General features: G+C 67.9%; 21 protein-coding genes and 1 pseudogene. 14 read left to right on the top strand and 8 right to left on the bottom strand.

The genetic code is table 11. The features are described from left to right. The first annotated feature begins 157 nt into the window (after nt 1-157). Nucleotides 158-580, top strand: a complete 423-nt coding sequence (locus ACFWAY_RS49235) for a hypothetical protein (RefSeq protein WP_378515900.1) — start codon at nt 158-160, stop codon at nt 578-580. A 238-nt stretch (nt 581-818) separates the two neighbouring features. Here ACFWAY_RS49235 and ACFWAY_RS49230 read toward each other — a convergent pair whose 3' ends face one another. Together ACFWAY_RS49230 and ACFWAY_RS49225 are read right to left on the bottom strand one after the other, a co-directional pair. Continuing rightward, nucleotides 819-1,658 (bottom strand): zeta toxin family protein, encoded by an 840-nt coding sequence (locus ACFWAY_RS49230; protein WP_378515899.1) that lies wholly within the window; start codon nt 1,656-1,658, stop codon nt 819-821. Next, complete coding sequence (locus ACFWAY_RS49225; RefSeq protein WP_378515898.1) at nt 1,655-2,119, bottom strand: helix-turn-helix domain-containing protein; 465 nt, start codon at nt 2,117-2,119, stop codon at nt 1,655-1,657. Before ACFWAY_RS49225 ends, ACFWAY_RS49230 begins: the two co-directional genes overlap by 4 nt. A gap of 413 nt (nt 2,120-2,532) precedes the next feature. On the opposite strand from ACFWAY_RS49225, the pseudogene ACFWAY_RS49220 reads away from it, so the two are divergent. From ACFWAY_RS49220 to ACFWAY_RS49210, 3 genes and pseudogenes are all read left to right on the top strand, one after another. Then, a pseudogene (locus ACFWAY_RS49220) lies at nt 2,533-3,032 on the top strand (N-formylglutamate amidohydrolase). Nucleotides 3,033-3,146: 114 nt separating this feature from the next. Then, a complete protein-coding gene (locus tag ACFWAY_RS49215; RefSeq protein ID WP_378515897.1) occupies nt 3,147-3,422 on the top strand; it encodes a hypothetical protein in 276 nt (91 codons plus the stop codon). Nucleotides 3,423-3,529: 107 nt separating this feature from the next. Further along, nucleotides 3,530-3,853, top strand: a complete 324-nt coding sequence (locus ACFWAY_RS49210; RefSeq protein ID WP_378515896.1) for a ribbon-helix-helix domain-containing protein — start codon at nt 3,530-3,532, stop codon at nt 3,851-3,853. A 196-nt stretch (nt 3,854-4,049) separates the two neighbouring features. Here the strand turns inward: ACFWAY_RS49210 and ACFWAY_RS49205 are convergent, their stop codons facing one another. Further along, nucleotides 4,050-4,430, bottom strand: coding sequence for a type II toxin-antitoxin system HicB family antitoxin (locus ACFWAY_RS49205; RefSeq protein WP_378515895.1), 381 nt, complete (start codon nt 4,428-4,430; stop codon nt 4,050-4,052). A gap of 741 nt (nt 4,431-5,171) precedes the next feature. On the opposite strand from ACFWAY_RS49205, the gene ACFWAY_RS49200 reads away from it, so the two are divergent. Further along, nucleotides 5,172-5,348, top strand: a complete 177-nt coding sequence (locus tag ACFWAY_RS49200; protein WP_378515894.1) for a hypothetical protein — start codon at nt 5,172-5,174, stop codon at nt 5,346-5,348. Between the two features lie 111 nt (nt 5,349-5,459). Here the strand turns inward: ACFWAY_RS49200 and ACFWAY_RS49195 are convergent, their stop codons facing one another. The 3 genes from ACFWAY_RS49195 to ACFWAY_RS49185 all read right to left on the bottom strand — a co-directional run bounded on the left by ACFWAY_RS49195 (nt 5,460) and on the right by ACFWAY_RS49185 (nt 8,295). Beyond that, nucleotides 5,460-6,071, bottom strand: a complete 612-nt coding sequence (locus tag ACFWAY_RS49195) for a sigma-70 family RNA polymerase sigma factor (RefSeq protein ID WP_378515893.1) — start codon at nt 6,069-6,071, stop codon at nt 5,460-5,462. A gap of 473 nt (nt 6,072-6,544) precedes the next feature. Continuing rightward, nucleotides 6,545-7,366 carry an ABC transporter permease gene (locus tag ACFWAY_RS49190; RefSeq protein ID WP_378515892.1) on the bottom strand — a complete coding sequence of 274 codons (822 nt, stop codon included), beginning with the start codon at nt 7,364-7,366 and terminating at the stop codon, nt 6,545-6,547. Continuing rightward, nucleotides 7,363-8,295: an ATP-binding cassette domain-containing protein gene (locus ACFWAY_RS49185; protein ID WP_378515891.1), complete on the bottom strand. Its 933-nt coding sequence runs from the start codon at nt 8,293-8,295 to the stop codon at nt 7,363-7,365. The genes ACFWAY_RS49190 and ACFWAY_RS49185 overlap by 4 nt, the downstream gene beginning before the upstream one ends. A 1,032-nt stretch (nt 8,296-9,327) precedes the next feature. Between ACFWAY_RS49185 and ACFWAY_RS49180 the strand changes: the two genes are divergently transcribed. After that, nucleotides 9,328-10,152, top strand: a complete 825-nt coding sequence (locus ACFWAY_RS49180; protein WP_378515890.1) for a sulfite exporter TauE/SafE family protein — start codon at nt 9,328-9,330, stop codon at nt 10,150-10,152. Between the two features lie 208 nt (nt 10,153-10,360). Here the strand turns inward: ACFWAY_RS49180 and ACFWAY_RS49175 are convergent, their stop codons facing one another. Next, a complete protein-coding gene (locus tag ACFWAY_RS49175) occupies nt 10,361-11,587 on the bottom strand; it encodes an MFS transporter (protein ID WP_378515889.1) in 1,227 nt (408 codons plus the stop codon). A gap of 4 nt (nt 11,588-11,591) precedes the next feature. After that, nucleotides 11,592-12,944 (bottom strand): NAD(P)-binding domain-containing protein, encoded by a 1,353-nt coding sequence (locus tag ACFWAY_RS49170; protein WP_378515888.1) that lies wholly within the window; start codon nt 12,942-12,944, stop codon nt 11,592-11,594. A gap of 102 nt (nt 12,945-13,046) precedes the next feature. Between ACFWAY_RS49170 and ACFWAY_RS49165 the strand changes: the two genes are divergently transcribed. The 8 genes from ACFWAY_RS49165 to ACFWAY_RS49130 form a co-directional block, all read left to right on the top strand. Then, nucleotides 13,047-13,910, top strand: coding sequence for a helix-turn-helix domain-containing GNAT family N-acetyltransferase (locus ACFWAY_RS49165; protein ID WP_378515887.1), 864 nt, complete (start codon nt 13,047-13,049; stop codon nt 13,908-13,910). 2 nt (nt 13,911-13,912) lie between these two features. Next, nucleotides 13,913-14,050, top strand: coding sequence for a hypothetical protein (locus ACFWAY_RS49160; protein WP_378515886.1), 138 nt, complete (start codon nt 13,913-13,915; stop codon nt 14,048-14,050). Nucleotides 14,051-14,052: 2 nt separating this feature from the next. After that, nucleotides 14,053-14,583 carry a DinB family protein gene (locus ACFWAY_RS49155; protein WP_378515885.1) on the top strand — a complete coding sequence of 177 codons (531 nt, stop codon included), beginning with the start codon at nt 14,053-14,055 and terminating at the stop codon, nt 14,581-14,583. A 102-nt stretch (nt 14,584-14,685) separates the two neighbouring features. Further along, entirely contained in the window at nt 14,686-15,528 is an 843-nt protein-coding gene (locus tag ACFWAY_RS49150; protein ID WP_378515901.1) for a class I SAM-dependent methyltransferase, read from the top strand. Between the two features lie 131 nt (nt 15,529-15,659). Further along, a complete protein-coding gene (locus ACFWAY_RS49145) occupies nt 15,660-16,049 on the top strand; it encodes an ArsR/SmtB family transcription factor (RefSeq protein WP_378515884.1) in 390 nt (129 codons plus the stop codon). Next, the gene (arsB, locus tag ACFWAY_RS49140; RefSeq protein ID WP_378515883.1) at nt 16,046-17,146 is read left to right on the top strand and encodes an ACR3 family arsenite efflux transporter; all 1,101 of its coding nucleotides are present in this window, start codon (nt 16,046-16,048) and stop codon (nt 17,144-17,146) included. Before ACFWAY_RS49145 ends, arsB begins: the two co-directional genes overlap by 4 nt. A gap of 52 nt (nt 17,147-17,198) precedes the next feature. After that, the gene (locus ACFWAY_RS49135) at nt 17,199-17,615 is read left to right on the top strand and encodes an arsenate reductase ArsC (protein WP_378515882.1); all 417 of its coding nucleotides are present in this window, start codon (nt 17,199-17,201) and stop codon (nt 17,613-17,615) included. 25 nt (nt 17,616-17,640) lie between these two features. Then, on the top strand, nt 17,641-17,855 hold a 215-nt coding region (locus ACFWAY_RS49130), incomplete at its 3' end, for an NAD(P)/FAD-dependent oxidoreductase (RefSeq protein ID WP_378515881.1).

Genomic DNA, 17,855 nt, shown 5'->3' with positions numbered 1-17,855 from the left:
CGCACGGCCTTCTCTCGCACCTCGGCTGGATAGACATTCGGCATAAGGATTACCTTCCCAAGAAAGAAGGTGCGCATCAAACCCGGGACGATTCAAATTGCACAAGCATCACCACGCCGGCGAAGACGCCCACGCGTGCGCACAAATCCTGATCGAGATGAACAACGCCAACGGCACCCCCCACAGCCTGGCCGAATTCGCGGTCCACACCGGCCACCCTATGGACACCCTCAACAACCGCGGACTTCCGGTGACCGGGCCCTCCACCCTCGACGCCGGACGCCGTATCGGCACGCTGACGCTGACTGGGACCACGGCCGGGATCCTCGCCAGCCGCAGCGCCGTCCTCGTGGGCCGCATGAACACCCTGACTCGGCCTACCGCAGCCGCACTCGCTGGCAAGCTCGGTGCCAGCATCACCAACAAGGTCACCGCACAGACCGATCTGCTCATCCTCGGACGCCCCGGCACGTCCGCCGACACCGTGAGGCTCAACGCTGCCCGTCTCGCACGGGCCGACGGACGACGAATCGACGTCCTCACCGAACTCGAATTCCTCAAAATCGCGTCAACGCTCTGAAATTTTGGGTGGACTGCTGCTCTTCGACAACGCCCCTGGGGAACACGGACGCCGAATTGTCCGCGGCCACCGTGAGGGCGGCCTGCGGTCGAGGTGAATCCGTGCGAGCTGTGGAGCGTGACGCTCGATTGAACCAATCTCCCAGCCCGGGCCGGTTACCGAAGGCTCTGGTTGTGCGCGCCCTCCGCCCTGTCAGTGGTGACGGGGTAGAGGGCGCGGCACCCACTCAAGCGGCTTCTTATTCGAAGGTTTCGAAGCCTCCGGCGGTAGCGCGGCGGAACAGCTCGAGTTCCACCACCATCATGCTCTCCCGGTTGCGCGCCGCCGCGGCGAGCGCTTGAGCGTTGCGGGCGCACTTCGACATCGTGTCGTCGTCATAGCAGTCATCGATCGCCGCGGGCGGGGTAAACCGCCCACCGAGCGAGGCAGGATCGGCGCGCCGTGCGAGGCGGCCGTCCCACCAGCGGGACAGCGCCTGCTCATGCGCAATGTCCCGGGGTACTTCGACTCCGATGACCCGCAGCGACGTGTAGTTGGCGCGGACGAGTTCCTCGTACACCCTGGGACCCTGTCCCGGCCAGCGGAGGGTTCCCTCGATCAGCACGTTCTCGCCGCGGTCCAGACACAGCCGGCGGATCTGATCGATCAGGGCGGTGGATTCGTCATGAACCAACGCCGCCAACTCCCGCGGTGCCAGCGGCGCCCCGTCCGCGAGTTCGGTGCCGAGCAGTTCCGCATAGTCCCCGTCGCGGAGTGCCTGTTCGATGAGGAAGTCCTTGACCTCGTCGGCGTCGAGGCTGCGGTACCCGTCCAGGTCGGGGATGTGGTCGTGCAGCAGAGTGCTCTTCCCGGCGCCTGGTGCGCCGGCCGTGAGGATCGCCGAGCGCCCTTCACGGAGCGGGGTGTCCCGCGCCAGATACCGGTCGACGACGGTGCGGCGTAACCGCAGCCGGGCCGGTGATGCCGCGAAGCGGATCATCGTGCTGGTGTTGGACTTGGTGTGCAGCGGGCCACCGGGTACGGACATCGCGGTGAGCTGCGCGGCGACCTTGCCGCGCAGCGGATCCGGAGAGTTCACGCAGACCGTGCCGCCTGCTCGAGGGCGTCCTTGTTTCGTTCCATCAGCCGCCCGATCTCGTCGTCGGTCAGCAGTCCGCGGTAGTAGGCGCGTTCGATCTCGTCCCAGCTACCGGGCTCGTACGCATCCGCCGAGATGCCGCCGCTGACCGGGACCCGGCCGAAGGTGAATTTCCAGTCCAGCAGAACCTGCATCATCTCGTCGTCGCTGATCTGGCCGGCGGTGCGGCGGTCGATGACCTCGGTCGGGGTCTGATCGAGCAGGGCCGGGTTCTCCAGCACGGTGCGCAGCATGCGATGAATCGTAGGTTGCGAGATTCCGATGTGCTCATGGATGACCCGTTGGGTGATGTTGGCGGCGTTCGCCTCGGCCACCGCCCGCAGAACATCGAGGTCAGCGACCCTGCGCCGGGCGGCCGCAGCATCGAGTGCGGCGACAGCCTTGTGGTCGATGGTGTCCACGACAAGCACCTCCTCGCTTGATTCATAATGAATCAACCCACTACAGGATAGCCACACCGGTCCGATGCCGTCCAGTGCAGCCCCCGATCGATCGCAACAGCGCCCGGCGGTCCAACTTGCGAGAATTTGCATGGCGTCTGCAGTCGCTGACCCTGGCTCGACGGTGTACACGAGCATGACCAGTCAGGATCGAGAGGTGACTCGCGCCGCCCGGTCCGACCGGCACCGCGATGCGGCCAGCCTTCCGAAGAATCCTACGGCTTTCAATGTCCCGTGGAACGGGACGTCGCAGCTAGCAGCGCGCCACCCTCAGTGCAGGTCCGACCTAGTAATGGACACGATGAATAGTGCTCCCTGCCAGGAGCGTGGCGTCTTGGGCCAAGCCAGTATCGGCGGCCCCGTACCCCGTACCGTTGCCCCATGTCCGCACGCCCCGGAACCCCAACGCCGAGGAGGCGCTGCCGTCTCTGGCCACCGTCGGCATCTCAGCGGACCCACACATCATCACGGCGGCGGCCCGCACCGGAACGGACATCGAGCTGCGGATCCACACGTCCATCGCACCGTTCCACGTTGAAGCCGAGCAGTGGTTTCCCGCGGCTGCCGGGTTGGCCGTCACGGTGATCGTGCACCCCGTCGACGCGCAGACGGGCCGGCCACGTTATCTGCCGCCCGCGGAGCCCGCCGAGTGGGCGCACGCGATCTTCTCGACCGTCGACGGCGCGCACGGACACTTCCTCGGCGCCGTCGACCCGGACACCGGCGGCCATCGACGCGGGCAGCTCGCATACCGCCTCTACCTCGACACCGACCGCCGGGCGATTCCCGCGCCTCGGCAGGTGTCACCTGTCCGCATTACCTACTATCAGCCATCGACGGCAGAGCCGAGATCACCATTTCCACGACGGCCTGACCCCGATGGTCGGGTCCCGGTTTGGACGGGCCTCACCCTCGCCGATGCTCAGTGGCGGTCGCCCGTCATCGGACTTTTGTACTACAGAACCTATTTTTGTAGTACAGTATTCGTGTGGCGGTCGAATGGGCGAACAGCGCGGACAAACACGGGATCGACCACGAGGACGCATTGCACGCGATCGAGAACGCGCTCTACGTCGAGCAGGAGTTCGACGAACCCCGCGTCCCCGGTCACGCGAAGCCCTGGCTGTTCATCGGTCCCCCACGGACACTGGGTGGACCGCTGCTCGAAGTCATGGTGGAGATCATTCCACCGCGGGGCATAGTGGTATTCCACGTGATGGAAGCGCGGAAAAAGCACCTCGCACGCATGAGAGACCGTCCCTGATCCGCAGGTGCCGGGGGCGAAGGCGCCCGGTACCGCAACCCGATGTACCACCGATCCACACGGGTATCCGAAGGGATCACCCAGCACCCCGAAGAGGTGACATACCGATGAACAGCAACGATAAGAACAACGATTACGACGAGCTCGCCGAGTGGGCCGAGCACGACATGACCCTGCCGACGGACTCGGCCACCGCCAAGCGCGGCGACGACGCCGCCGCCGCCGGCCGGGCCCTGCTCGAGAGGGTCGGCGCCGGCCGCCCATCCCTGGCGCAGGACGCAGGCATCAGCGGCGCCTCCCCCAAACGCCAAGTCCGACTTCCACAGCCGCTGAGCAACAAACTCGACGAACTCGCACAGCGCCAGCACCGCAAGCCCAGCGAACTCATGCGCGAAGCAGTCGAGGAATACATCCAGAAACACTCCGCCTAGAACACCTCCGCGAGCTGTCCGAGGCTCGCGGGACAACGTGCGCGAACACCGCCCCGGACGCCGTCGCACAACCGAACGGAGGAGAAGCGAAATCCTCCTGGAGGTGACCATGTTCAGTATCTGCGCCCGCGCCTGCTGTACGAGCCAGAGCAGGGCGCCGACGTGTCCGCGAGTACCCCTCGCCGAACCGGAGTAGTCAGGTTGATTCCGCCCGCCCTCGCCCCGCCCGCGTATCGGCGCGGGCGCCGGCGGGAGCGGAAAGTTTCTGGTTGACCAGCAGATTCAGTGAGACACCCTGCTCCTCGGCCTCGACCGCCAGTGTGCGGTGCACCCGGGGCGAGGTGCGCACCGTGAAGGTGCCGCTGTAGGAGCGGTCCGCGATCGGGACGGGCGGGCGTTCGCCGGTGCTCGCCATGTCGTCGAGGACATCGCGGACAACGGTGACGATGCCGTCGAGGACCTCGCTCTGGCTGTCGGCGAGCCAGGACAGGGAGGGGAATTCCGCGACGGTGCCGACGAACTCGCCGTCCGGTTCCGACCAGGTCACCCGGTAGGTGTAATGCGATGCGGCAGCCATTGCCTGCCTCCTTCACGAGCTCGTCGTAGGCGGCGAGGACCTGGTCGACCTGGTAAGGCTTTGGCCTTGCCGCCTTTGCCTTTCTGGATATTCACCCGGGGGTCTCCGGACCCCCGCGTCGTGAACACCGCATGGGCGGTGCCGTTCTGGCGCGGGCCGCCGACGACGTCACAGCCGAAGTTGAACAACTCGATATCGGTCACGCTCGGCGAACCGGCGCGCATCCTCGCGAGGAGTTTCGCCGGCTTCGACACCCCATTATGGTATCGCCCGCGATACCACTAATCAGGATTCGGCAACAACCGGGCGCGCAGCATCGCGGTCCAAACCTCGGCACGAGCAGAGAAAGCTATCGGCTATCGCCCGTGGAGAACGGCAGGGATCTTTCGATTACTCGTGTGATCGTGCACCGAGCGCACAAAACGCCCCTGCCGAAGCGAGGAGTATTCGTCGTATGTGGGTGGGCGCGCAAGGCTGGAAACCGCTGGGTGGGGCTGCCGACAGGGGTGCTTACGCCCCGGAGACCTCCTACACGAACCACTTCCCTCGGCTATTGCCTCGGGCACCCATATCATGGCGGTGCCGGTTGCGTCGACGCAACAGCAGGGTCCGTGACCTGCACGGAAACGCCTGGCACACACCCGAGCTGCCAGGCACAGGTTCTTCCGCAGCGGCCCGTGCGTCCGTTCTCGTTCTCCTCCGTCTGTTCTGGTACCCATCCCCACGGATCAAGGAGTCACCATGACCAACGCCCACGAGTTCGAGAACCCGGCGACGGATCTAGCGGACACCACCCCGCAGGCTGCGGCGCCGACGTGTTGCAGCACCGAAAAGCAAACCACCTGCTGCGACCAGAGTGAGAAGTCGACGTGTTGCGGTGCGGCGGCGACGGCCGGCGGCGGATGCGGGTGCCAGTAGTCCTTCACCCTGCAACGGTGCGGTGCGAGCGCTGGGCTCGCACCGCACCGTTGCCTGCGCTGGATCATGCGACCGGTCGACGTCACCAGAAACCGTGTGCCGGTTTACTGGTCATCCGCGTGTGGCTCCGCAGGCGCAGGTTCCACCGCCGCGTGGCTGGTAGTCGTGCACGTGACCGGTGCGGTCCTGGCTGATCTCACAGCACGCGTGTAATCGGGCTTGGAGGGTGGCGCGGCCGCGTTGGACGCGGGATTTCATCCCGGACAACGATATTCCCGCCTCGCTGGCGGCGGCGGCGTGGGTGCGGGCGTCGAGGTCGACCATCTTGACCGCCGCGGCCTGCTCGGCGGGCAGCCCGGAGAGCATCGGCACCAGGCAGGAGGCGAGTTCCTTCTCCGCCGCCTCGTCGGCGTCCGATTCGCCGTCGGGGGGGTTGTCGGGGACGGTGTCGACTGCCAGCTCCCGCCGGTGGGGTGCTGACCGGTAGTAGTCGGTGATCGCGTTGCGGGTGATGGCGTACATCCACCCGAGGAGCCGGTCCTGCTCGCGCAGGTTGTCCAGGCTCTTGGCCATCCGCAGGAACACGATCGACAAGATGTCGTCGGCGTCCTCGGGTCGCGAGACCCGGCGGGCGATGAAGGCCCGCAGATCGCTCGAGAAGTTGCGCCAGAGCTGGTCGAGATCAGCTGGTGTCGTCGCGGTAGTGGCCGTGTCCTCACTCATGATCTGTGGTTCCTCTCCATTTTCCAGCATCCCCGCCCCGAGACGGGGTGGCGACCCCCTATTTCAGGTCCTCACAGACGTACCGACGACGACGGCCGCTATCGGACGCACTCTGCGTCCCAATCCGATGTTCCTCGTCTGTATGGGTGTCGATGTTGATTCCGGATTCTCCGGTTCGACGTACCAGCAGAAGCGCAGTGAGGAGGTGAGAGCGATGCTGACCACACATTTGTTTTCGGGTCTGACCAGCGAAGAGGTCGACCTGATCGTGGCGGAGGAACTGCATCTGCTCGACGCCGCCGCATGAGCGCCGTCGACGCCCGCACCGGGCGGATCCGCTGACCACAGCGCTCTCCTGGCCTCTACCCTCGACCGGGGTAGGGGCCAGAACAGTGCCCAGCTCCGGACGAGGGGCGCACACCAAACCCGCCCTGCCCCTCCCTTTGTGGGATGGGGCAGGGCGGGTTCATTGCTCAGCGGGTGCGTGCCGTCCGGATCAGGCGGGTCAGAACGGGAACGGCCGTGACCACCGCCCACAAGCCGATCGCGGCGGCCAGGGCGGCGGCGGTGTCGCCCGCGGTGGCGGTGCCGAGGACGTGGCCACGCAGGGCATCGGTGGCGTGCGCGACCGGATTCACCGTCGCCATGGCCTGCATCCACCCGGGCATGGTCTCGATCGGCGCGAACGCACTCGAGACGAACATCAGCGGCATCATCACCATCATCCCGGCGAACTGGACCACGTCCGGGCGCCGCAGCCGATCCCCGATCAGCCCGAACAGGGCGCTCATCGCCCCGGCCAGCACCACCAGCACCACGACCGCGGCCACGGCATCACCTGCGGTGCCGTGGAACTCGAAACCCAATGCCACGGCGGCGATCCCGAGCAACGCGGCCCGAGCGAGGGTGAACACGGCCTCGTTGATGGTGCGAGCGATTCCCGGCAACGCCGTCCGCATGGGCAGGGCCGCGAAGCGGTCGTGCAGGCCGTTGGTGTGATCGATTGCGGCGGAGACTCCGGCGTTGGTGCCGGCCATTACCGTGGAGACGGCGAGCATCGCGGGGGTGAGGAAGACGATGTAACTGACTCCGGCGGGAAAACCGGGTCCGGCGGCGACGCTGCGGAACACCTGGCTGAACAGCACCAGCATCGCCATCGGCATGGTCAGCGAGAACATCAGCAACTGCGGGACGCGGGCGCTGGTGCGCAGGTTCCGGACGGTCAGCGCGGCGAGCTGGTCCCTGATCGAGGTCCGCCCGATGGCGGTGGCGGTGGTCGTGCGGGCGGTAGTCATCGGTGGGCTCCCGTGGTGGTGTGGGCGAGGTGGGTGAAGACGTCGTCGAGGCTCGGGGAGGTCACGTCGAGGTCGGTGACGTCGATGCCGCCGCGGTGCAGGTCCGCGACCAGCGCGGTCGCGGCGAGGGCGTCGTCGACGGTGACCGACACCCGCACCCGGTCGCCGTCGACCCGGTCGGTATCCGGGGTGAACGGCAGAACGGCGAGCTGGCCGGTGGGGATGGTGGCGGTCAGGACCTTGCCGCCGACGATCCGTTTCAGCTCGGCGGGGGTGCCGCGGGCGGCGACCCGGCCCCGGGCAAGGACCACGATGTGGTCGGCCAGCCGGTCGGCCTCCTCCAGGTACTGGGTGGTCAGCACGACCGTGGTGCCCGCGGTGGTCAGCTCGTCGACGACGTCCCACAGTCCGGCGCGGGCGATCGGATCCAGGCCCGTGGTCGGCTCGTCCAGGAACAGCACCGACGGGGACCCGACCAGGCTGGCCGCGAGATCGATCCGGCGACGCGAGCCCCCGGAGAGTTCCCCGACCCGCCTGGTCGCGTATTCGTCCAACCCGAGCCGCTCGATCAGCGCGTCGGCCCGGGCACGGGCGGCGGTGCGGCGCAGCCCGGTCAGGCGGCCGATCAGCTCCAGGTTCTCCCTAGCGGTGAGGAATTCGTCGAGTCCGGCGTATTGGCCGGTCACCCCGATCCGGCGGCGCACCCGGTCGGCGTCGGTGATGACGTCGAGGCCCCCGATCTGCACTCGGCCGATGGTCGGGCGCACCAGGGTGGTCAAGGTGCGGATCAGGGTGGTCTTGCCGGCACCGTTGTGGCCGAGAACCCCGAGCGTCGTTCCGGCGGCGGCTTCCAGGTCGACCCCGTCGAGTGCCCAGGATTTGCCGTAGGCGACGTGCAGATCCTCGACCACGACGGCGGGGGCGGTCATCGCACACCCCCGTGGTCGCCGGCCGCGTGGCCGGTTCCGGTGGGAAAGAACAGGTGGGTGGTCATCGGAGGATTCCTCTCGAAGGGACGATCCCCCACCCGATGTGGGCGGGAGTTACCTCCTCAGACGAACCCCCCGCGAGAGGGACGCACCCGACGCCGAATCAGCTCTCTATCGGACGCTGGCGAGCCTGCTCACCAGGTGGTGGGCGTCGCGGCCCACCCCGCGCAGCGACGCCGACGACAGCGACCGCTGCACTCCAATCCCAGTCGCCCGCGGTCAGGCGCTCGGTAGCCGGCGATGTCGAACACCGGCACCGCCGGCGCGGGGTTCAGCGCATCCCACTCGCTCGGGAGTCGAGTTGCACAGGTCGCTCCCCGGTCCGCTGGGCGCGACAGACCTCACTCCTGAGGCGTACAACGGAAAGACACCGATGTGGCTCGGCCAGTGGCACGACACGCCACTACCCGGGCGAAGTGTGACTGGTGGGGCGATCTCCTCTCCTCCTACACATAGAGAGGACATCGCATGAGCGTTCCGTGGGCGGCGCGGGCACGATCTGATGCGTACTGGGAGCAGCAAGTCTGCGAGGAAGCACACGGCCGCGACAATGCCGAGGCGAGAGAATCCACAGCGGCTGCGAAACGCCCGACCCTGGCTGACCACAGCGAGGGTCTCCGCAACGCCGCCGTACCACCGGCAGATCAAGGCGAGTAATCACGTCGCCTCGGGAACTTCGCGTCCTGGACAGGGACGTCCCTGGATACCTGATGCGGGCACATCTGATCAGTCAGATCACCCGCACTGTGGGCTTGCGGGCCCTTGTGCCCCTGACCTTTCTCGGCGGATTCCCACGGTCGTCGCAACACGCATTGATTTCCTACTGGGTTTCTAACCAGACACAGGCTTGTGGGCGGTCACCTGACCGACGAGACCCGCGGCAAGGTGGGGACCATCGGCGGCTCATGTCGGCCTCATCTGGCCGAAGTAGATTGAGCGGATGAATCTCAGCCGTGGGGCAGGCGGCCACCGATGACGTCACCCGCTCAGGACTCGATCGGCACGGCGGGGTCGGTGAAGCGTTCGCTTCCGCTCGCTGTCGCCGCCGGCGCCGTGATCGGCGTACTCGGGGGCATGATCGGACTCGGCGGCGCCGAGTTCCGGCTGCCGCTGTTGATCGGTCTGTTTGGATTCGTCGCGCTGCAGGCAGTGATCCTGAATAAGGCGATGAGCCTGATCGTAGTCCTGACCGCGCTCCCGGCCCGACTGGTGTCGGTGCCGTATGCGGATCTGGCACCGCACTGGTCCGTCGTGGTCAATCTGCTCTGCGGCAGCCTCATCGGCGCCTGGGTCGGTGCGACCTGGGCGACGAAGATGCGCTCCGCCACCCTCTACAAGGTCCTGGCGGCGTTGCTCGTCCTCATCGCGGTCGCCCTGGCGGCCAGCCACTTCGGGGAACTCGGAACCCTGGAACTCGGGCCGGTGTGGAGGGCGGTCGCCGGCGTGATCGCCGGCCTCGGAATCGGGATCGTGGCCGCGCTGATGGGCGTCGCGGGCGGCGAGCTGCTGATTCCGACAATCGTGCTGCTCTACGGCGTCGACATCAAGCTCGCCGGCAGCCTGTCGCTGGCGGTGTCGCTGCCGACCATGCTCGTCGCCTTCGCCCGATACAGCAGGGATCAGAGCTTCGGCGTCCTCAAAGCGAACGGCCGCTTCGTGATCGCGATGTCCGTCGGCTCGATCGTCGGATCCGTCCTCGGCGGGTTCCTGCTCGGCGTCGTTCCCAGCGCCGTGCTGATCCCGATCCTGGTGCTGCTGTTGCTGCTGTCCGCGGTCAAGGTCTGGCATCACGACTGATCGACGCAGCGCTTCAGCGGCGTTCCAGCGCTAGCCGCTCACCTGCCAGGGCCAACCAGCAAGTCGTTGGAGTGAGTCGTTTCACGAGATCAAAAATTGGCGAAGCGTTTCCGATGCAGGGTCTCGCCACGCGAGGGACCCCGTTGCTTCCGTATCTCGAATTCCATCGCCATCCTGCACTGTCGGGTGGTGCGACGACCGGTAGAACTCAAGCTCGCTGTCGCCGGGGCATGCTCGCGGTCGCCACCATGGCGGCGAGCACCGCGGCGGCGGCGAGGATCAGGTAGGCGTGGGCGTAACTGCTGGTAAACGATGACAGTGCTGTTCCGGCCCACGGGGCGAGGGCCATGATGATGACGATCGGTGCGGACATCAGCCCGTTCAGGCGCCCGTAGTGGGTGGCGCCCCATCGGTCGGTGATCGCGGTGGCCTGGATCAGGGTGAAGATCCCGCGGACCAACCCGGCACCGACAGCGACCGCGATCAGCGCGACCACCGAGGTCACGATCCCGAGTAGCGCGGTACTGGCCGCGGTGGCGGCGAGGATGACCACGATGCGGGTGCGGGCGGTGGTGCGGGCGGTGGTGCGGGCGGCGATCGGGAGGTAGCCGAGGCGGCCGAGGACCTGCCCCGCACCGCCGAGACCGAGCGTCAGCGCGGCGAGGGACGGGGAGAAGCCCTGCTCGATCAGCAGCGGCACCAGGTTGAACACCCCGGCGAACGCGGCGAACGCCCCGAGACTCAGCGCGACGACGAGGGCGAGGAACGCCGAGCTGCGGGAGGCGTCCCGGTGATCGACCGGATGCAGTCCGGTCGGGGCGGGTGGGTGCGGCCACCGCCCCCGCAAACCCAGCACGTGCCCGGGCACGGTGATGATCGCCAGGATCGCGGCGAGGACGAGATACGTTGCCCGCCAGTCGTACCGGTTGACCAGCGCGGCGGTCAGCGGGGCGAAGACGGTGCTGGCCAACCCGGCGGCCAGGGTCAGGATCATCAGGGCCTTGACGTATTTGTCGCCGTACCAGCGGGTCAGCGCCGCGAACGCGGGCGGATACAGCACCGCGCCCATCGCGATCCCGGCGGCGATCCATCCGGCGTAGAAGATCGGCAGGTTCGGTGCGGCCGCGACCACCAGCAGGGACGGGACGGCGAGGACGGATCCGGCGGTCATCACCGCCCGCGGCCCGATGCGGTCGATGATTCGTCCCACCGGGATTCCGGTCAGGGCTGCGGCGAGTTGGGAGAGGGAGAAGGCGGCGGTGAGCACCGGCAGCGACCACCCGGTGTCCGCCGAAATGGACACCGAGAGCACCGGAAACGCGTAGTAGAGGATGCCCCAGCTGGTGATCTCGGTCAGGCACAGCACCGCCAGCACCCGCCGCAGACCGGTCTCGTCGAGGGACGCGGTCTGCGGCAGGGTCCGGGTGCCGGTCACCGGGTTATCCGCCCGCGCGGGTGGACAGGGTGATCAGCTGCGGGTCCGGGGCGGCGCAGCACCCCACGGACTCGTCCGCTGCCGCGGGTGTGTCGGGGTCGTCGAACACTCCGGCGCCGCCGCACACCCCGGTCTCCGGCAGGGTGAGTTCGACCCGGGCGGCGGCCTCGTGGTCCCCGGCCAGGGCGGCGGCGATACTACGAACCTGCTCGTACCCGGTCATCGCCAGGAACGTCGGCGCCCGCCCGTAGCTTTTCATCCCGACCAGGAACACATTCGGCTCCGGATGCGACAGCTCGGCGACCCCGTGCGGGTAGACGGTGCCGCAGGAATGCACGTTCGGGTCGATCAGCGGCGCCAACTCCACCGGCGCTTGCAGCACCGGATCCAGGCCGAGGCGGATCTCCGACAGCCAGGACAGGTCGGGCCGGAACCCGGTGAGCACCACCACCCGATCCACATCGTCGATTCGGGCGCCGGTGTCGGACACCAACACCACCCGACCGTCGCCGCCGGGTTCGATGGTGGCGGTGCGGAACCCGGGAACCACCGTCAGCAGGCCGTCGTCGACCGCCTGCTTTGCGCGCAGGCCGAGGGCGCCGCGGGCGGGCAGCTGGTCGTCCTCGCCGCCGCCGAAGGTGGAGCCGACATCGCCGCGGCGCAGCACCCAGCTGATCCGGGTGCCCGGCGCCCGCTTCTCCAGATTGGCCAGGGCGACGATCGCGGTCAGAGCGGAGTGGCCGCTGCCGGCGATCACGATGTGCTTGCCCGCGTACCGGGCACGCACCGCCTCGTCGTCGAGGTTCGGGACCCGGTATTCGAGGACGTCGGCCGCAGCCTTCTCGCCGAGCGCGGGCAGGCCCTCGCCTCCGAGGGGGTTGGGGGTGGTCCAGGTTCCGGAAGCGTCGATCACTGCCTGCGCGGTGATGCGGTCCTCGGTGCCGTCGGCGCGGCGCAGGTGCACCGACAGGGGTTCGGTGTCGCGGCCGGAGTCGACGACCCGGTCCCGCCCCCGGCGGGCCACCCCGACCACTTCGGTGCCCACCTGCACGATGTCGCCGAGGGCGGAGGCCAGCGGCCGCAGGTAGTCCTGGGTCCAGTCCTGCCCGGTCGGGTATGCCGCGTCGTCCGGGGCCGCCCAGCCGGAGTTGGTGTTCTCGAGCAGGCGGCGGGCGGCCGGGTCGATCAGCTCCCCCCACCGGGAGAACAGCCGCACGTGATTCCACTCGGCGATCGCGGCACCGGCACTGCCGCCGCGTTCGAAGACCAGCGGGGTCAGGCCGCGTTCACGCAGCTGGGCGGCGGCGGCGAGGCCGATCGGTCCGGCGCCTACGACGACTACGGGCAAGGTGTTCATCTCGAAAATCCTTCCATCGACGTTCATCGATCCTCTGATGTCGGAGAGTATCGATGTGCGTCGATGAATGCAACCATCGATGGATATCGATATAGTAAGGGCATGACTTCCCTGGACATGCCCACCGTCCGCACCCCCGGTGAGGTGGATGCGTTGGCGCCGGAGGACGCGGCCACCTACGCCGGGTGGTTCGCCTGCCTGGCCGATCCGACCCGGGTGCGGCTGCTGCATCAGGTCGCGTCCCGTCCGGCCGGGATCACCGTGGGTGAACTGGCGGAGGCCCTGGGCATCGGGCAGCCGACCGTGTCGCATCATGTGCGCAAGCTCGCCGATGTCGGTTTCGTCTCGGTGCACAAGCGGAGCACCAGCACCGTGGTGATGGTCAACCCGGCGTGCTGCACGGGCCTGCCGCACGCCGCGGACGCGGTGATGGGGGTGCTGACCCCGCGGCCGTGCTGCCCGGACGACCTGCCCGGCGATGTCACCGTTCGCCCCATGGCCGAGCAGGATTGGGAGGCGGTGCGCCGGATCTACGGCGAGGGCATCGCGACCCGCATTGCCACCTTCACCACCGAGGTCCCCGCCCGGGAAACCCTGGATGCGCAGTGGCTGCCGGGGCATCGGTGGGTCGCCGAGATCGACGACGTCGTGGTGGGCTGGGCCGCGCTGTCCCCGACCTCCGGGCGGGACTGCTACGCCGGGGTGGCCGAGAACTCCGTCTACGTCGCCGACGGCATGCGCGGGCGCGGCGTCGGTAAGGCGCTGCTGCGTACCCAGGTCATCGCCGCCGACGAGGCCGGGCTGTGGACGCTGCAGACCTCGATCTTCCCGGAGAACCGGGCCTCCATCGCCCTGCACCACTCCGCCGGATTCCGCACCCTCGGCGTCCGCGAACGCATCGCCCAACTCGACGGGGTCTGGCGCGACACCGTCTTCCTCGAGCGCCGTTCGACCGCCGCAGGCTAGTCATGACCGAATCGCCACCTGTCGATCGGGCCGCGATCGCCGCCGATCTGGAGCGGGCCCGGGTTGCGCTGCACGAGTTGGTCGACGGGATCTGGCGCGACACCGTCTTCCTCGAACGCCGCTCGACCGCCGCAGGCTAGTCATGACCGAACCGCCACCTGTCGATCGGGCCGCGATCGCCGCCGATCTGGAGCGGGCCCGGGTTCTGTTGCACGAACTGCTCGATGGCGCGAGTACCGAGCAGCTTGCGCGGCGTTCGTCCGGTACCCGGTGGACCAACGAGCAACTGCTGTTCCACATGGTGTTCGGCTACATGGTCGTGCGCCGACTACTGATCCTGGTCCGGGTGTTCTCCCGGCTGCCCGCCCGGGTCGGCCGAGGGTTCGCGTGGGTTCTGGACGCCGCGACACCGGTGTTCCACCGGATCAACTACCTCGGCTCGTGCGCGGCGGCCACTGTCTTCGACCGCCGCCGGATGAGACGGAAGTGCGACCGCGTCATCGCGAAGCTGCAACGCTCCCTGGCCACGGAATCCGAGACGAACCTGCGGCGCAGCATGGCCTTTCCGGTGCGCTGGGATCCGTTCTTCACCGAGACGATGACCCTCGAGCAGGTGTACCGGTACCCGGGCAAGCATTTCGACTTCCACCGCGCCCAGCTCACTCTCGGCTGACGGATTCCGCCGAAATCAGCTCGCGTGCGTCCTTCCGAACCCGCCGACGTCTATTGGTGTGCCGACATCCCGGCACCCGGCATCGACCACGAGGACGAGGACATGACCACCATTCCCACCGATACAGACACCGACCGCGCGCTCAAGGCCAAGCACCGGGCGTTGTGGGCCTCCGGCGACTACCCGACCGTCGCCGCCGAGCTGATCCCGACCCTCGGCGAGGTGCTCGTGGAGGCAGCCGATATCCGCGCCGGCCAGCGGGTGCTCGATGTCGCCGCCGGCAGCGGCAACGCCGCGATCCAGGCCGCCGCGCGCGGCGCCACCGTCGTCGCGTCGGACCTGACGCCGGAACTGTTCGACGCAGGGCGAGCGATCGCCGCCCAGCGCGGCGTCGAGCTGGACTGGGTCGAGGCCGACGCCGAGGCATTGGCGTTCGACGACGACAGCTTCGACGCGGTCATCTCGGTCGTCGGGGCCATGTTCGCGCCGCACCATCAGCAGACCGCCGACGAGATGCTGCGCGTCTGCCGGCCCGGCGGCACCATCGCGATGATCAACTGGACACCGCAGGGCCTGATCGGCAACCTGTTCAAGACCATGGCACCCTACGCAACGCCCCCACCGCACGGTGCGACCCCGCCGCCGTTGTGGGGCGACGAGCACCACGTCCGCGACCTGTTCGGCGACCGGGTGACCGCGCTCGACGCGCACCGCCAGTCGCTCGTGATCGACCGCTTCGCAGACCCGACCGAGTTCCGGGAGTTCTGGAAACGCAACTACGGCCCGACGATCGCCGTGTACCGCCACAATGCCGCGGACCCGGACCGGATCGCGAACCTCGAGCAGGACTTCCTGCAATTCCTCACCGCATGGAATCGGGCCGATGCGCCCGGCCGGACACACTACGACGCCGAGTACCTGCTCGTCACCGCGCGCAAGCTGTAGCCCGCACCGGCCCCTCGTTCACCGGCCGAGCACCGCAAGATCGCAGAACTCACCGCCGTCGCCGTATGCCGGTAGCCCAGGTCACCGACTGCCGGTTTGCGGACTGATTCGATTCTTGTCAATATCGACGTATGTCGAATCAAACGTCGGAGAGCGGCGCGTGCTGCTCCCCGCTGGTACGCGAACCGTTGACCGAGGACTGGGCCGGGGATCTGGCCCGGATGTTCAAGGCCCTCGGCGATCCGGTCCGGTTGCGCCTGCTGTCGCTGATCGCCTCCCACGCCGGCGGTGAGGCGTGCGTGTGCGACATCTCCGCCACGATCGACCTGTCCCAGCCGACCATCTCGCATCACCTGAAGGTGCTGCGTCAGGCCGGACTGCTGGACTGCGAACGCCGCGGCACCTGGGTGTACTACTGGGTGATCCCCTCTTCGCTGCAGCAACTCTCGGCGGTGCTGCTCACCGAGGGCGGCCCGGTCGTCCCGTCCGAGACCTGTGCCTCCGCGGAGGTGCCCGCGTGAGCGAGGTATCCACCACCGAGCACCCGGCCGTGGTCGGGAAGCTCTCCACCCTCGACCGTTTCCTGCCGGTGTGGATCGGCGTCGCCATGGTCGTGGGTCTGCTGCTCGGCCGGATGATCCCCGGCCTCGGGGATGCCCTGTCCGCCGTGGAAATCGACGGCATCTCGCTGCCGATCGCCCTCGGGTTGCTGATCATGATGTACCCGGTGCTGGCGAAGGTCCGCTACGACCGACTCGACACCGTCACCGGTGACCGCAAGCTCCTCATCGGCTCGTTGGTGCTGAACTGGGTCCTCGGCCCGGCACTGATGTTCGCCCTCGCCTGGTTGCTGCTGCCGGACCTGCCCGAGTACCGCACCGGCCTGATCATCGTCGGCCTGGCCCGCTGCATCGCGATGGTGATCATCTGGAACGACCTGGCCTGCGGTGACCGGGAGGCCGCCGCCGTCCTCGTGGCGATCAACTCGGTGTTCCAGGTGGTCATGTTCGCCGTCCTCGGCTGGTTCTACCTGTCCGTGCTGCCCGGCTGGCTCGGCCTCGAGCAGACCACCATCGACACCTCGCCGTGGCAGGTCGCGAAGTCGGTGCTGATCTTCCTCGGCATCCCGCTGCTCGCCGGCTACCTGACCCGCCGTTTCGGGGAGAAGGCGAAGGGCCGCGAATGGTACGAGTCGACATTCCTTCCCCGCATCGGGCCGTGGGCGCTCTACGGCCTGCTCTTCACCATCGTGATCCTCTTCGCACTGCAGGGCGAGCGGATCACCTCCCAGCCGTGGGACGTCATCCGGATCGCGATCCCGTTGCTGGCGTATTTCGCGGTCATGTGGGGCGGCGGCTACCTCCTCGGCGCCGTCATGGGCCTCGGGTACGAGCGGACCACCACGCTGGCGTTCACCGCCGCGGGCAACAACTTCGAACTCGCCATCGCCGTCGCCATCGCCACCTACGGCGCCACCTCCGGGCAGGCGCTCGCCGGTGTCGTCGGACCGCTGATCGAGGTCCCCGTCCTCGTCGGCCTGGTCTACGTCTCCCTCGCGCTGCGCAAACGTTTCGCCGACCCGGCACCGCACGCCGCGCCCGAGCCGGACCGCGTCTGATCCTTCCGCCCGCACTCTTTTCTCTTCCCAAACTTGTGAAAGGTTGATTCTCATGGCTTCTCGCCCCAGCGTGCTGTTCGTCTGTGTCCACAACGCCGGCCGTTCCCAGATGGCCGCCGGATTCCTCGCCCACCTCGCCGGTGATCGGATCGAGGTCCGCTCCGCCGGATCCGCCCCGGCCGATCAGGTGAACCCGGCCGCCGTCGAGGCGATGGCCGAACTGGGCATCGACATCGCCGCCGAGTCCCCGAAGATCCTCACCGTCGACGCGGTGCAGGCCTCCGACGTGGTGATCACCATGGGCTGCGGCGACACCTGCCCGGTCTTCCCCGGCAAGAGCTACCGGGACTGGGTCCTCGAGGACCCGGCCGGTCAAGGCGTCGAGGCGGTGCGCCCGATCCGCGACGAGATCCAGGCCAAGGTGCAGGCCCTGATCGCCGAGCTCACCACCGCGCCCGCCACCAGCTGACCGCAAGGAAAGGATTTTGATCCTCGTGACCACTCCATCGACGGTTCATGAACTCATCATCGTTGGTTCGGGACCTGCCGGATACACCGCTGCCGTCTACGCAGCGCGCGCGGAACTCGAACCGCTGCAGGTCGAGGGGACCCAGTTCGGTGGTGCCCTCATGACCACCACCGACGTCGAGAACTTCCCCGGATTCCGTGAGGGAATCATGGGACCCGACCTGATGGACCAGATGCGCGA

Origin of the sequence: Rhodococcus sp. NPDC059968, assembly GCF_042738615.1 — a bacterium.
Classification (GTDB): domain Bacteria; phylum Actinomycetota; class Actinomycetes; order Mycobacteriales; family Mycobacteriaceae; genus Rhodococcus_F.
This window is presented reverse-complemented; position numbering and strand designations above follow the sequence as displayed.